This window comes from Ornithinimicrobium pekingense DSM 21552, assembly GCF_000421185.1.
Classification (GTDB): Bacteria; Actinomycetota; Actinomycetes; order Actinomycetales; family Dermatophilaceae; genus Ornithinicoccus; species Ornithinicoccus pekingensis.
Genome location: NZ_ATWJ01000009.1, coordinates 207,885 through 222,703, shown reverse-complemented (window position 1 = coordinate 222,703; position 14,819 = coordinate 207,885). Strand labels below are relative to the sequence as shown.

The 14,819-nt window shown below is 75.2% G+C and carries 11 protein-coding genes; 8 read left to right on the top strand and 3 right to left on the bottom strand.

From position 1 onward, the window contains the following. Positions 1-10 precede the first annotated feature (10 nt). Complete coding sequence (locus K330_RS0108520) at positions 11-610, top strand: molybdopterin-dependent oxidoreductase (protein WP_022921410.1); 600 nt, start codon at positions 11-13, stop codon at positions 608-610. A gap of 4 nt (positions 611-614) precedes the next feature. On the opposite strand, the gene pknB is transcribed toward K330_RS0108520, so the two are convergent. Continuing rightward, positions 615-2,639 carry a Stk1 family PASTA domain-containing Ser/Thr kinase gene (pknB, locus tag K330_RS0108515; RefSeq protein ID WP_156875745.1) on the bottom strand — a complete coding sequence of 675 codons (2,025 nt, stop codon included), beginning with the start codon at positions 2,637-2,639 and terminating at the stop codon, positions 615-617. Between the two features lie 50 nt (positions 2,640-2,689). Beyond that, complete coding sequence (locus K330_RS20160; RefSeq protein WP_022921409.1) at positions 2,690-3,919, bottom strand: lytic transglycosylase domain-containing protein; 1,230 nt, start codon at positions 3,917-3,919, stop codon at positions 2,690-2,692. A gap of 224 nt (positions 3,920-4,143) precedes the next feature. Here K330_RS20160 and K330_RS0108505 point away from each other — a divergent pair, with 224 nt between their 5' ends. The 3 genes from K330_RS0108505 to map are packed head-to-tail and all read left to right on the top strand — an operon-like array spanning position 4,144 to position 7,026. Further along, positions 4,144-4,449 (top strand): Rv2175c family DNA-binding protein, encoded by a 306-nt coding sequence (locus K330_RS0108505; protein ID WP_051145527.1) that lies wholly within the window; start codon positions 4,144-4,146, stop codon positions 4,447-4,449. A 52-nt stretch (positions 4,450-4,501) separates the two neighbouring features. Then, positions 4,502-6,253 (top strand): hypothetical protein, encoded by a 1,752-nt coding sequence (locus tag K330_RS22635; protein ID WP_022921407.1) that lies wholly within the window; start codon positions 4,502-4,504, stop codon positions 6,251-6,253. Then, positions 6,250-7,026 (top strand): type I methionyl aminopeptidase, encoded by a 777-nt coding sequence (gene map / locus K330_RS0108495; protein WP_022921406.1) that lies wholly within the window; start codon positions 6,250-6,252, stop codon positions 7,024-7,026. Before K330_RS22635 ends, map begins: the two co-directional genes overlap by 4 nt. A 31-nt stretch (positions 7,027-7,057) precedes the next feature. On the opposite strand, the gene K330_RS0108490 is transcribed toward map, so the two are convergent. Continuing rightward, on the bottom strand, positions 7,058-8,152 hold the full coding sequence (locus K330_RS0108490) for a polyprenyl synthetase family protein (RefSeq protein WP_022921405.1): 1,095 nt from the start codon (positions 8,150-8,152) through the stop codon (positions 7,058-7,060). Positions 8,153-8,429: 277 nt separating this feature from the next. Here K330_RS0108490 and K330_RS20150 point away from each other — a divergent pair, with 277 nt between their 5' ends. The 4 genes from K330_RS20150 (at position 8,430) to dinB (ending at position 14,765) form a co-directional block, all read left to right on the top strand. After that, positions 8,430-8,798 (top strand): DUF6504 family protein, encoded by a 369-nt coding sequence (locus tag K330_RS20150; protein WP_022921404.1) that lies wholly within the window; start codon positions 8,430-8,432, stop codon positions 8,796-8,798. Positions 8,799-8,847: 49 nt separating this feature from the next. Then, a complete protein-coding gene (locus K330_RS0108480; protein ID WP_022921403.1) occupies positions 8,848-9,330 on the top strand; it encodes an SAV_6107 family HEPN domain-containing protein in 483 nt (160 codons plus the stop codon). Positions 9,331-9,405: 75 nt separating this feature from the next. Next, on the top strand, positions 9,406-13,518 hold the full coding sequence (locus K330_RS0108475; RefSeq protein ID WP_022921402.1) for a DNA polymerase III subunit alpha: 4,113 nt from the start codon (positions 9,406-9,408) through the stop codon (positions 13,516-13,518). Then, complete coding sequence (gene dinB / locus K330_RS20145) at positions 13,512-14,765, top strand: DNA polymerase IV (RefSeq protein ID WP_022921401.1); 1,254 nt, start codon at positions 13,512-13,514, stop codon at positions 14,763-14,765. The genes K330_RS0108475 and dinB overlap by 7 nt, the downstream gene beginning before the upstream one ends. Positions 14,766-14,819 lie beyond the last annotated feature (54 nt).

The following is a 14,819-nucleotide window of genomic DNA, read 5'->3' as shown; positions in this document are numbered from 1 at the left end:
GGTCGTTCCCGTGGACGGGGCCGGGGGAACGGGGCGCGATGCCGGTCTGCTCCCCCCGGGGCAGCGCCCCGCGCCGCGGTGGCGGGCGTCGCACTACGGCAAGGTGCCCGTCGTCGACGCGGAGACCTGGACGCTGACCCTGTGCGGCGCGGTGCGTGACCCCGGGGCCCTCGTGCTCGACCTGGCCGCGGTCGAGAGCCTGCCGCACGTCGAGGTCACCGCCGGCCTGCACTGCGTCGACCGGCACTCCGTGCCGGCGATCACGTGGGGCGGCGTGCGGCTGCGGGACGTCGTGGCGCTGGCCCCGCCCGAGGACGGCGCCGTGCACGCGCTGCTGGCGGCCCGTCGCGGCTACTCCTCCAGCGCCCTCGTCGAGGACCTGCTGCACCCGGACGCCCTGCTGGCGACGACGGCCGACGGCCGGCCGCTGACCCGTGAGCACGGCTGGCCGGCGCGCGTCGTCCTGCCCCACCTCTACGGCTTCAAGGGCCCGAAGTGGATCGCCGAGATCAGCTTCCACCACACCCCGCAGCAGGGTTACTGGGAGTCGCACGGCTATCACCCCCGCGGCCGGGTCGACCTGGAGGAGCGCTGGGCCCACCAGGGGTGAGCCCTCAGACGACGCGCAGGACGACCTCGGTGCCCCTGGGCACCTGCGTGCCGGCCTCGACCGACTGCTCGCGCACCGTCTCGAAGAAGCCCCCGGCGATGTCCTCCCGCTTCACCGTCAGGCCCAGGCCGACCAGCTCCTCCTCGGCGGAGCGGAACTGCCGTCCCACGACGTCGGGCACGGCGACGGTCTCCGGCCCCTTGGAGACGGTGAGCGTGACGGGGGTGCCGCGGGCGACCGAGGAGGGACCGGGGCTCTGCGTGACGACCGAGCCGGCGGGCACCTCGTCGTCGAACACCTGCTCCGGGGCGACCTGCACGGTCAGCCCGGCGGAGGTCAGCAGGGCGGAGGCCTCCTGCTGGGTGCGTCCGGTCACGTCGGGGACGTCCACCGGCGCCTGCCCCCGGCTGAGGACCACGCTCACGGACGTGCCCGGCGGGAGCTGCTCGCCGGCCGCGGGCGAGGAGCTGAGGACCTGCCCGGCCGGGACCGTCTCGTCGTACTCCTGCGTCGTGGCGCCCAGGGCGAGGTTGACCTCCTCCAGCGCGGAGCGCGCCTCCTCCGCCGTGGCCCCCCGCAGCGTGGGCACGGCATACCGCTCCGGCCCGCGGGAGACGACGAGCTCGACGTCCGTGCCGTGGCGCAGCTCGGTGCCCGGCTCGGCGTCGGCGGACACCACGACGTTCGTCGGCACCTCCTCGGAGTAGGCCAGCACCACGACGGGGTCGAGCTCCTCGGCGTCGAGCGCCGTCCGGGCCTGCTGCTCGGTGAGGCCGACGACGGTCGGCATCGCCGAGTGGACGGCCGGGCCCTGCGTGAGGTACCAGAAGCCGTACCCGCCGGCGGCGGCCAGCAGGACCAGCAGGAGGCTGAGCACCCAGGCGGCGCCGCTGCCGGAGCGGCGCCGCGGCCGCGGCGCGGGCGTCCTGTTGCCGCTGGTGCGGGCGAAGCGCGCGTCCCCGGAGGGTCGGGCGGTGGAGGCGGCGGGTATGCCGTCGCGGCGCACGGGTATCTGCCGGGTGGCGGAGGGCCCGGGGCGGGACCGGCCGGTCCCGTGGCCGCGGGGCGGCCGGCCCCTGTCGTGCCGGACCACCTGGGTCCGGTCGGGATGGGCGCCGTCGACGTAGACCGGGACCGTGTGGTCGGGGTGGTCGCGCACCTGCGGCACGCTGTCGAGCTCGGCGGCGGTGAGCGAGCGCTCGAGGTGGCGCAGCTCGTCGAGCAGCTCCGCCGCGTCGGCGGGCCGGTCGGCGGGCTCGGTGGCGGCAGCGCGCAGGATCAGGTCCTCGACGGCCGGCGGGACGGTCGGCACGAGCTCGCGGACGTGCGGGACCCCGCCGTGGACGTGCTCGTAGGCCACGCGCAGCGGGTCGTCACCGGGGAAGGCCTTGCGTGCCGCGAGGAGCTCGAAGAAGAGCAGCGCGGCGGCATACACGTCGGTGCGCGCGTCCGAGCTGCCCGTCTCCACCTGCTCCGGTGCCAGGTAGGCCGCCGTGCCCCACAGCATCTCGGTGGTGACGTGCGGGTTGCCCTCGAGGCGGGCCAGCCCGAAGTCGGTCACCTTGACCGCGCCGCCGCGGCGGCTGAGGAGGACGTTCTCGGGCTTGACGTCGCGGTGCACCAGGCCGGCGGCGTGCGCGGTGGCCAGGGCCTCCACCACGGGCACCAGCAGGGTCAGCGCGTCGCGGGCGGACAGCGGCGCCCGGCGGGAGATGACGTCGCGCAGCGTGCTGCCCTCCACCAGCTCCATCGCCAGGAACACGACGCCGTCGTCCTCGCCCTGGTCGTAGACGCTGACGATGTGGGGGTGCTGCAGCCGGGCGGCGACCCGTGCCTCGTGGACGAAGCGGCGCACGAAGGTGTCGTCGCGCGCGAGGTCCTCGCGCATGACCTTGAGGGCGACCGGGCGGTCCAGGCGCAGGTCCCGGGCCCGGTAGACCGTGGCCATGCCGCCGCGGGCGAGCTCGGCCTCGACCTGGTAACGACCGTCGACGACACGGTCGATCACGGGGTTGGTCGGGGCACTCACGGCCCCACTCTACGGAGCGGGGACGGCGTTGCGTGGGAGGTCGACCGGTTCTACAGCGTCCCCATGAGGTGGCGGATGTTGCGCACGTACTGCTTGGTGTCGGCGAACAGGCCGTGCTCGCGGACGCTGGCCAGGCCCTGGTAGTAGCCCCCGATCGCGTGGTCGTCCTTGTCCGCCGCGTGCAGCAGCGCCCGCATGATGACGACGCCGGCCTCGACGTTGTCCGCGGGGTCCAGCAGGTTGAGCTGGCGACCCACGAGGGCGCTGGCCCAGTCGCCGGAGGTCGGGATGACCTGCATGGCGCCGATGGCGTTGGCGGGGGAGACCGCGCGCATGTTCCAGCCAGACTCCTGGTAGGACAGCGCGAGCATGAGCGTGTGGTCCACGCCGTGGCGCTTGCTGGTCTCCACGATCAGCTGCTTCATCGCCTCGCGCGACGGCACGTCGACGGCGGCCAGGTAGTCGCGGTTGGCGGCGGCCGATCGGGCCACCCCGTCGCTGTACCGATAGTGCAGGAAGGTGTCCTCGACCTTCTCACCGGCCTTGTAGTCGCCGACGGTGCTGGGGTCGTAGGCGCGGTCGCGCGGCTCGGGGGTCGCACCGCCGGGCAGCCGCAGCTTCTGCCCCGGGTGGATGAAGTCGGCCGTCGAGAGCCGGTTGGTCTTGGCGAGGGCTGCCACGCTGATGCCGTTGCGGTCGGCGATCCCGGTGAGCGTGTCCCCGGACCGGACGGTCACCGTGCCGCCGGTCGCGGCGGGTGCACCGGTGGCGGGGCGGGCAGCGGGCGAGGACCCTGGCGTGGCCTTCCCGCGAGCCGCCCCGTCACCGGACCCGGGGAGCACGAGCACCTGGCCGGGGTAGATGAGGCGGGTGTCGCGCAGCCCGTTGGCGGACGCCAGGGCGGACACCGTCGTCCCGTGCCGCGCGGCGAGGTGGGAGAGGGTGTCGCCCTGGCGCACGGTGACGCGGGTGCCGGCGGGCTCCTTGGCCCTGGTGCCGGCCTTGGCGGTCGTGCCGGGGGAGGTCGCGCTGTCGGCTCCGGGGACCACGAGCGTCGTCCCCGGCAGGATCCAGCGGCCGCCCTCGGACAGGTTGTTGGCGTGCACGATCAAGGTCGGCGAGACGCCATACCGTGCGGCGATGCCGTAGACGGTGTCACCCGAGCGCACCGTGTGGCGCTCCGCGCTGCGCTCGGTCACGAGCTCGGCGGTGTGCAGGGCGGTCGGGACGTAGGCGACCGTGGGCAGGTCGGTGGGCGGCAGGGCGGCGAAGAGCGGCACGGTGGGGGACCTCCGGGGACCATCGACAGCAGCGGGACAGGCCGAGCTCACGGGGGTCATGTGACTCGTGTGAGCGATGACACCGATGAGGCAGAAGGGACAGTACCCGTCCGCAGGCGATCGCACCAGTCCGACCGCGTGTCGCTATGTGTGATTGACTAGAAGATGTGGTAAGTGACAGCGATGTAATTCACGGCGGCGAGTGGCTCACCGTCCCCGCGATCATGGAACGCACCGGCGCGAGCCTCGGCGAGGTCAAGCGCTGGCTGCAGGAGCGCGAGCTCGTCGGCCTGCGCCGGGGACCCAACCGGGCGGTGATGGTGCCCGCCGACTTCCTGGGCGAGGACGGGCCGCTGTCCTCCCTGCGGGGCACGGTGACCGTGCTGGCCGACGGTGGCCTCTCGGACGAGGAGATCATCGCCTGGCTGCACGAGCCGGACGACACCCTCGCCGGCGGCAGCGCCATCGCCTCCCTGCGGGCCGGATCCAAGACCGAGGTGCGACGCCGCGCCCAGGAGGTCGCCTTCTAGCGCTCGCGGGCCGACGTCCGTGCCGGCGCGCCCCAGCGGGTAGCGTTCGGGTGTGCCGTCCCTGAGCCTGCTGCTCCACGCGCACCCGGCTCTGGGGTTCTGGACGGCCCTGTGGGCGGCGGGGCTCCTGCTCCTCCTGGTGGCACGCAGGCCCCTCGACGGTCGTGCGGTGGCGCTCTGGGCCCTCGGGGCGCTGTCCGTGGTGTCCCTGGTCCCACCGCGGGGCGGCCCGGTCCCGGGACTTGCCCGCACCTGCGACCTGCGTCCGGACCATCTGCTCTGGCCGACAGAGTGGGTGAGGCAGGACCCACGGGCGGGTGCGGTCGCGCTGCTGCTCCTGGTCGGCGTGGCGGTGGCCGCACGGGCGCGATGGGTCGCGGTGGCCGCCGCCGTGCCGGTGCTCGTCGAGGTGGTCCAGTATGCGGTTCCCTCCCTCGCCCGCGCCTGCTCGGTGCCGGACGTCGTCCCCGCGCTGACGGCGCTGGCCATCGGTGCTGCCGTCGGCATCTGCGTGCGGGCCGCAGGACGCCGGCTGCTGCGGGGGAGGGGTGCACGCAGGGCGGCGGCGCTGGCGGTGGGAGCGGTGGTCGTCACGACGCTGGGTGCCTGGACCCTGCGGACCGACCCGGTGGTCGACCCGCACGCCCGGGTCGCCCTGGAGGGGGAGGCGTTCCACGTGCCGGGCCGGGACGCACCCGCAGGTGCGGACGCTCTTGCCTGGCCGGAGAGCGGCGGTGTCCCGGGCGAGGGGACGCCCTACGAGGACATGAGCCGCACCGCCCTGCGCGACCTGCGCCTGCTGACCGCCGGCGTGGACGGCGGCCCGGGTCTGCCCTATGCGGGGCCGTCGAACAACTGGGACTACTTCTGGCCCCGCGACGGTGCGTTCGTGGCGGTCGCCCTCGCGCGCACCGGGCAGGCGGAGCAGGCCGCCGAGCTGCTCGCGCTGGCGGGGGACCTCTACCTGGACCCTATGTACGGCTTCGACGCCCGCTACCTGCGTGACGGGGACCGGGTGTCCCACGACCCCCGCCGCGCCCAGGTCGACGGCTGCGGCTGGGTGCTCTGGGCCGTCCACGAGACCGGGCGGTCGCGGGCTGCCGACGTCGCCGCGCGGGTGGACGACCTGCGCGACCGCTGCACCGACCAGCTCCTGCGGGCGACCGGCGGTGGCAGCCACCTGCCCGCCCCCGGCCAGGACTACTGGGAGCAGACCACCTTCGACCACCTGCTGGGCGCGAGCGCCCCGGTCGCGGCCGGGCTGCGCCTCGCCGCGGCCGACTACCGCTCGCTCGGGCAGCACGTGCGGGCGGAGCAGGTCGCGGCGGCCGCCGCAGGTGTGCGGGCCGAGGTCGACCGCGTCTTCGGGCCCGGCTTCCTGCGGGCCGGGACCCACGGCGGCGTGGACGCCGCCACCGCCATGCTGATGCCGCCCTTCGATCCCGACCCGCTCCCCGGCGTCCGTGCGGCCTGGCTGGACTACCAGGTGTCGGCGCTCCGGCCGGGCGGTGGCCTCGCGCCCGGGTCGGCGTGGAAGCAGGACGGGATCTCCTGGACCCCCGAGGTCGCCCTGGTCGCCTACACCGCGGCCGCCTCGGGCGAGACGCAGATCGCCCACCGCTGGCTGCGGTGGCTCGACGAGCACCGCGCCCCGTGGGGCTCGCTGCCGGAGAAGGTGGACTCGCAGGGCCGACCCGGCGGGCCTGCGCCGCTCGGGTGGACGAGCGCGCTCGTCGTGCTGACCCTGGAGGCCCTCGAGGACGACGATGCCAGGACGGACGAGGACAGGAAGGCAGAGCCATGATCGAGCTGCTCACCCCCCAGGAGGTCGAGCGGGCACGTCCCGCCGGACGGTTCGTCGGCGACACCCTGCAGGCGCTGCGCGAACGCATCCGGGTCGGCACCAACCTGCTGGAGATCGACGAGTGGGCGGCCCGGATGATCGAGGCGCGAGCGGCGGTGTCCTGCTACGTCGACTACGCCCCCTCCTTCGGCCGCGGCCCGTTCGGCCACGTCATCTGCACCTCCGTCAACGACGCGGTGCTGCACGGCCTGCCGCACGACTACGCGCTGCAGCAGGGTGACCTGCTCAGTCTGGATCTGGCCGTCTCGGTCGACGGGTGGGTCGCGGACGCGGCCGTCACCTTCAGCGTCGGCGGGTGGGCCTGCGAGGGGGACCGGCGGATGGTCGAGGCGACGGAGCGGGCGCTGGAGGCGGCGATCCGGGTCGCCCGTGCCGGCAACCGGGTCGGCGACCTCTCGCACGCGGTCAGCCGCGTCCTGTCCGGGGCCGGCTACCGGGTCAACACCGACTTCGGCGGGCACGGCGTCGGCTCGACGATGCACCAGGACCCGCACGTGCCCAACCAGGGCCGGCCGGGCACCGGACCGCGCCTGCGGCCCGGGATGCTGCTCGCGATCGAGCCGTGGGTGATGGCCGACACCGACCAGCTCACGGTGGACGACGACGGCTGGACCCTGCGGAGCCGGACGGGCGCCCGCGCCGCGCACAGCGAGCACACGGTGGCCATCACCACCGGCGACCCCGTCGTGCTGACCCGACCGTCCGGGGCGTGAGGCCACCCGCCCTGGCGTCCGCGCCCCGGGCTCAGGTCTGGCGGTCGGTGCAGATGGCGATCAGCTCGTGCAGCGCCGCCCGGCCCTCGTCCGTGGGTCCTTCGGTGTCCGCGAGCGCCCGGCGGGCCTCCTCGGCGCCGTCGGCGATCATCCGCTCGGTGCGCTCCAGGGCCCCCGACCGACGGATCACCCGACGGCAGGCCTCGACGGTCGCGTCGTCGAGGTCGGGGTCGCCCAGGCTCGCGGCGACGAGCTCGGCGTCCTGGCCGTCGGCGAGCTCGAGGGTGTGCGCGACGAGCGCGGTGTGCTTGCCCTCGCGCAGGTCGTCCCCGGCCGGCTTGCCGGTGTGGTCGGGGTCCCCGAACACCCCCAGGACGTCGTCGCGCAGCTGGAAGGCCTCGCCCAGGCTGGTGCCGTAGCGGGACAGCGACCTCAGCGTGGCCGCGGTCGCCCCCGCCGCGTGCGCACCGATGAGGAGAGGCTGCTCGACGGAGTACTTCGCGCTCTTGTAGCGGATCACCGTCCGCGAGCGCGCCACGCGCTCCTCGTAGGCGAGGTCGGACCAGCCCTGCGCGCCCTCGAGCATGTCGAGGAACTGCCCGCCCATCAGCTGGGTGCGCATCCGGTCGAACTCCGGGCGGGCGCGCCGCAGCGCCTCGGGCGGCAGCCCGCTGGTGGAGAAGACCTCGTCGGTCCAGTTGAGGCAGAGGTCCCCGGCCAGGATCGCGGCGGCGTGGCCGAAGCGGGCGGGGTCGCCGTTCCAGCCGTTGCGGCGGTGGTCGGCGGCGAAGGCGCGGTGGGCGGTGGGCCGGCCGCGCCGCAGGTCGCTGTTGTCCATGACGTCGTCGTGCAGCAGCGCGGCCGCCTGGAAGATCTCCATCGAGCTGGCCGCCCGGACGGCGGCCTCGTCGTGGGCCTCGTCGTGGCCGAGGGCTCGCCAGCCCCAGTAGAAGAACGCTGCGCGCAGGCGCTTACCACCGGCGAGCAGCTCGTCGACGGCGTCGACGAGCGGGCCCATGGGGGCGCCGAGCTCGGCCAGGACCTCGCGCTGCCGGTCGAGGTGGTCGGTGAGCGCCTGCTGCACGCGGGGGCGCAGGCCGCCGTCCAGCGGGTGGGCGTGCGCCACATGACCTCCTGATCTCGGGGGCGGGTTGCCGTCCGACCCGAGCCTAACCCGCGGGGCCCGCGGACCCGGGCCGTCCCCTCCGTGGCCCGGGCCGTCCCCTCCGTGGCCCGGGCCGGACCTCATCCTGCCCGGCGGCCGGGGCGGGACGGGGGTCTTGTCCACAGGCGTCGGCCGGTGCGGTTGAGCTTGTCGGTGCGGGCTCGTACATTTGTCTGTATCGAACACGAGTTCGAACGAGTGGCGGGTTGCCGCTCGGACCCGGCGGAGGGAGACACGGATGAGCAGGCGCTACCAGGACCTGGTCGAGGTCAGGCTCGGTGACCCGCTCGAGCACCGGGTGCGGCTCGAGCCGGGCTGGTGCCGCGGCGCGCAGCCGCCCGACACGCTGGTCCGCGTCCCCACGCAGTTCCTCTGGCAGGGGCGGGTGCACCTCGTCCGGGGCGTGCTGGCGCAGTGGAGCCAGCGGGTGCCCTGGTGGCGAGGGGCGGGTGACGGCGGGACGACGCAGGAGGGCTGCACGATGACGCTCCCGGCGCTGGAGCAGCAGGTATGGCGTGTGGAGGCGAGCGCGGGGCGGTCGCACGGGTCGGGGGTCTACGACCTGGTCAGCGGCGAGCGCTGGCTCCTGGAGCGGGTCAGCGACTGACGGTCGTGAGCACCTCATGGACGGATCGGCGCACGAGGAGAGGACAGGCATGACGACCATCACCCACAGGCAGGCGGGCACGACGTCGGGGACCGGCACGACCGTCCCCGCGCCCCCGCCGGCATCCGCAGGGACCGTGCTGGACCTGCTCGACCGGGCGCGCGGCGGCCTGCTGCTCGCGTGCCACAGCGGCACCGCGGGCGAGCGGTACACCCAGGCCCACCTGGCCGCGCTGCGGGCCGGCGCCGCGCTGCTGGCGGCCCGCAGCGCCCCCAGCCGGCGCTCCAGGCCACGGAGCGTGTGGGAGGTGCTTCCCACGGTCGCGCCCGAGCTGACCGAGTGGGCGGCCTTCTTCGCCACCTCCGGCCGGCGCAGGCTGGCCGTGGAGCGCGGCGCCCAGGCGGTGTCGGCACGGGACGCCGACGACCTGGTCCGCTCGGCCGAGCACTTCCTGGAGCTGGTCCGCGGGGCGCTGCACCTGCCGTGCGGGCCCCCGCTGCCCACCGAGCTGGCACCCCTGGGCCACGGCTGAGCCGGCCGGCGCGCTCCGCCACCCCCGCCGGCCACGCCCGTACGACCACGACCTGAGACGAGAGAGCTGACACCCATGCCCACCGACGACTTCGTGCACCTGCACGTCGCCTCGAGCGCCTCGATGCGCTACGGCGCGAGCCACCCCGCCGAGCTCGTCCGGCGGGCCGCCGCGCTGGGCCAGCCGGCGCTCGCGCTGACCGACCGCGACGGGCTCTACGGTGCCGTCCGGTTCGCCCGGGCGTGCGGCGACGCCGGTGTCGCGCCGGTGCTCGGCGTCGACCTCGCCCTGGACCTCGACGACGTGCACCCGGCGCGGTCCGGGCGGGTCGCGCTGGGCGGTGAGGACGCCCTGGCAGCGGCCAGGCCGGCGAGGGCCGGCGTGCCGGGCTCGGCCGGCCGCGGTGCCCACGGGGTGCCCGGCGGGCCGGTGTGGCGGCGTCCGGAGGCGCCCGGGGCGTGGGTCGGCGACAGCACCTGGACCGACGGCGGCACCGCCTGGGCCGCCGGGCTGTCCGGCCGCCGACGGGCCCAGCCGGTCAAGGGCGGGGCGCTCGTCGACGACCAGCACCCCCGCGTCGTCGTGCTCGCCCGGGGCCAGCAGTCGGGGCTGGAGCCGGGACTGGGATGGGCACGCCTGTGCCGGCTCGTCACCCAGACCCACCTGGCGGGGGAGCGGGGGCTGCCGCGCACCCGTCGTGACCTGCTCGCCCGCGCCGCGGCGCCCGTCGACGGCCGGGCCCCGGTCGTCGTCCTGCTCGGCCCCGACTCCGACGTCGGCCGGGCCGTGCTGGCCCGGCGGCACGACGCCGCCCGGACCCTGCTGCGTGCCTGGCAGGCGGTCGTGCCGGCAGGGGCCCTGCGGGTGGAGGTCGTCTGCCACGGCGGGCCCGAGGGCACGCCCGCCAGCCTCGGTCACGCCAGCCGGATGTGGGCGCTGGCCCGTGAGTGTGGCGTGCCGGCCGTGCTCACGGCGGCGGTCCGGCACGCCGCTCCCGACCAGGCGCGGGTGGTGGACGTCCTCGACGCCGCACGCCGGATGGTCGCCCTCGACGAACGGCACCTCGACCGGGTCAGCACGGCCGGTCACCTCGCCGACACCGCGACCATGCACGCCCTGGCCCGCCGGCTGGAGGAGGCCGGCGGCAGCGACGCCCGCGCGGCCGACCTGCTGGGCGACACGCTCGCGCTCGCCCGCGAGTGCCGCCAGGACCCCCGCTCCGACCTGGGGATCGGGGCGGTCCACCTGCCCGAGCCGGAGGTGCTGGGCGTCAGCGGTGTCGGCGAGGCCCACTTCGTGCTCACCCAGCGGTGCGACGCAGCGGTGGCCACCCGCTACCCCGGTGCGTCCACCGCATACCTCGACCGCGTCCGCGCCCGGCTCGCCGACGAGCTGGGGGTGATCGCGGGGCTGGGCTACCCCACCTACTTCCTCACCGTCGCCGCCGTGTGCGACCTCATCCGCGACAACGGGGTGCGGGTCGCGGCGCGGGGCTCCGGCGCCGGCAGCCTGGTCACCTACCTGCTCGGGATCAGCGGCGTCGACCCGATGGAGCACGGCCTGCTGATGGAGCGGTTCTGCTCGCCGCTGCGCGCCCAGCTGCCCGACATCGACATCGACGTGGAGTCGGCGCGCCGCACCGAGATGTACGAACGGATCCTCGAGCGCTTCGGCTCCGACCGGGTCACCTGCGTGTCGATGGCCGAGACCTACCGGGTGCGGCACGCGATCCGCGACGTCGCCGCCACCCTCGGCATGCCGCCGGGGGAGATCGACGTGCTGGCCAAGGCGTTCCCGCACATCCGCGCCCGGGACGCCCGGGCCGCCATCCGCGACCTGCCCGAGCTGCGTGCCCAGGGCCTCGACGCACCCCGCATGCAGATGCTGCTGGAGCTGGTCGAGTCGCTCGACGGGCTGCCGCGGCACATCGCCATGCACCCGTGCGGGGTGATCCTGTCCAGCACGACCCTGCTGGACCGCACCCCGGTCGAGGCGAGCTGGCTGGGCTTCCCGATGAGCCAGTTCGACAAGGACGACGTCGAGGAGATGGGGTTGCTCAAGCTCGACGTCCTCGGCATCCGGATGCAGTCCTCGATGGCGCACGCCGTCGAGGAGGTCCAGCGCGTCGACGGTGTCCGCGTCGACCTCGACGACCGGGCGGACGTCCCCCTGGACGACCCCGAGACCTTCGCGCTGATCCAGTCCACCCGCACCCTGGGCTGCTTCCAGATCGAGTCGCCGGGGCAGCGCGAGCTGGTCGGCAAGTTCGCCCCCGACTGCTTCGCCGACATCATCATCGACATCTCCCTGTTCCGGCCCGGCCCGGTGAAGTCGGACATGATCCGCCCGTTCCTGCACGCCCGGCAGGGCTGGGGCGAGCCGGAGTACCTCCACCCCAGCCTGGTGCCCTACCTGGAGCAGACCTGCGGCGTCGTCGTCTTCCACGAGCAGGTGCTGCAGATCGTCGCCGAGACGACCGGCGTCAGCCTGGCCCAGGCCGACGAGGTGCGCCGGGCGATGGGCAGCCCGCAGGGCCAGCAGGAGGTGGAGGTGTGGTGGCGCGCCGCCGCGGCCGCCCGCGGTTACCGCCCCGAGGAGGTCGACCGGATCTGGGAGGTGCTCGCCGCGTTCGCCTCCTTCGGGTTCTGCAAGGCCCACGCCGCCGCCTTCGCGCTGCCGACCTACCAGTCGGCGTGGCTCAAGACCCACCACACCGCGGCCTTCCTCGCCGGCGTGCTCACCCACGACCCGGGCATGTACCCCAAGCGCCTCATCCTCGACGAGGCCCGCACGATGGGCGTGCACGTCCTCGGGCTCGACGTCAACCGCTCGGGGGAGACCTACCGGGTGGAACGGGTCGAGGAGGACACGGGGTATGCCGTGGAGCGCGGGCGTGGTGACCTCGTGCCGCTGGGGCAGCACGAGGTCACCACGGTCGCGCAGAGCCACCACGGCGTCCCGGCCCGGCGCACCGACCAGATCGGCAGTGCCGACCACCTCGCCGGCCCCGACCACGTCGACGAGGTGATGGCGCGGGTCGAGCGGCGGGCCGGGCGCTACGGCATCCGGCTGTCGCTGGCCGACGTCAAGGGGATCAGCGACGACGAGGTGCGACGGATCGTCGCCGGGCAGCCCTACTCCTCGCTCGCCGACCTGTGGCAACGCGCCCGGCCCAGCCGCCCGACGGCCGAGCGCCTCGTGCTGGCCGGCGGGTTCGACGCGCTGCACCGGGTCGGGCGTCACGGGCACGCCGGCGCCCGGGGCGGGCTGACCCGCCGCGACCTGCTGCTCCACGTGCGTGAGCTCGACCGGTGGTCCCGGCACGCCGCGACCGGGGCCGGTCGCAGCCGGGCCGGTCGACGCGTGCCCGCACCGACCCTCGCCGGGGCCGTCGAGGGCGAGGTCGCCGCCCGGACCCGCTCCCAGGCCGTGGGCCGGCGCACCTGGCACGTCCAGGAGCCGACCGCCACCCAGCTCACCCTCGAGCTCGGCGACGAGCCGGCGCCGGTCACCGGCAGCGGCCTGCCCGAGATGACCGAGCAGGAGCAGCTGCGCGCCGAGCTGGACGTGCTGGGCCTGGACGTCAGCCGGCACGTCGTCACCGGCTTCGCCCCGATGCTGGCCGACCTCGGGGTCACCCGCTCCCGCGACCTGCTGTCCCGCCGCAACGCCTCCGAGGTGCTCCTGGCGGGCGCCAAGGTGGCCACGCAGACCCCGCCGGTGCGCTCGGGGCGGCGCGTGGTGTTCCTGACCCTCGACGACGGCACCGGCCCCGCCGACGCCACCTTCTTCGAGGACGTCCAGGGGCCGTTCGCCGCGACCGTCTTCCACTCCTGGCTGCTGCTCGTGCGGGGCGTGGTGCGCCGGACCGGGCCGCGGGGGGTCTCGGTGCGGGCGACCGGCGCCTGGGAGCTGGGTGCCCTGAGCCAGGCCTGGGAGGAGGGTGGCGCCGAGGCAGCCCGCGCGTTCATGGCCGCCACGGAGGAGCAGGCCCACGCCCTGGTCGCCCAGGCCGAGGCCGCCGCCCGGCAGCAGGCCGCGGAGGCCGGCGGTGGCGGACGACGGGTCCTGGTGCACGCCTCGGGGTTCCGGCAGTCCCCCTACGCCGACATCAAGCCGGCCGGGGACGGTGCCCGCACCCCCGGCGGCAAGCTGTGGCACTCCAGCCCCGGGAGCTCCGGATGGTGACCGCCGCGCCGGTGCCCGCGCCGGTGCCTTCCCCCCGCGTCGACGACGTCACGGTCCTGCACGTCGACATGGACGCCTTCTACGCCTCGGTCTCCCTGCTCGACCACCCCGAGCTGCGTGGGCTGCCGGTGGTGGTCGGCGGCGGGTGGCGCAGCGTGGTGCTGTCCGCGACCTACGAGGCCCGCGCCTTCGGGGTGCGGTCCGGGATGCCGATGGCCACCGCCAGGCGGCTGTGCCCCCAGGCGGTGGTGGTGCGGCCCGACCACGACCGCTACGCGCGCGTCTCCGAGGCGGTGATGGCGATCTTCGCGGAGGTCACCCCGCGGATGGAGCCGGTGTCGATGGAGGAGGCGTTCCTCGACGTCTCCGCCACCGGCCGCCAGTGGGGCGGCCCCGCCGCGGTCGGCCAGTGGATCCGCGACACCGTCGCCGACGAGCAGCAGATCACCTGCTCCGTCGGGGGAGCGCCCACCAAGGCCGTGGCCAAGATGGCCTCCCGCGCGGCCAAGCCCGACGGGATGCGGCTCGTCGGCCGGGCCGAGGTCGTGCCGTTCCTGCACCCGATGCCGGTCGGTGCGCTCTGGGGCGTCGGCGAGGCCACCGAGGGCGAGCTGCACCGGCTCGGGCTGCGCACGGTCGGGCAGCTGGCGCACGTGCCGGCGGCGACCCTGCGCCGGGCCTTCGGCGAGCAGGGGGCGGCGCGGCTGCACGCCCTGGCCTGGGGCCGCGACGACGACCAGGTCACCCCGGCGCGGGTCGAGCGCAGCGTCGGCTCCTCCCAGACCTTCTCCTCCGACGTCGACGACCCCGACGTCATCCGTCGCCGGTTGCTGCACCTGGCGGAGCGGACCGCGAGCCGGATGCGGCACGGGGGCGTGATGGGGCGCACGGTCGTGCTCACGGTCCGGTTCTCCGACTTCACCACGATCACCCGGTCGCGCACCGTCGCCGTCCCCACGGACGTGACCCGCGAGGTCCACGCGACGGCCTGCGCGCTCTACGAGGCGCTAGGGCTGCAGCGGGCCCGCATCCGCATGCTCGGGGTCCGGGTCGAGGGCATCACCACCGCCGACGAGACCCTCGTCCAGGGACGCCTGGACGAGCCGGAGCACGGGTGGCGGGAGGCCGAGCGGGCCATGGACCGGGCCGCCGCCCGGTTCGGCTCCGACGCGGTGCGACCGGCGAGCCTGCTCGAGCGGAGGCGGGGAACTCCGGCTACCGCTCAAGGCGTTACCGTCATATCCTGAGACCCTAGATCTGGTCGTCGGCTTGCAGTCCGTGACCGGCCCTCAACCACCGGA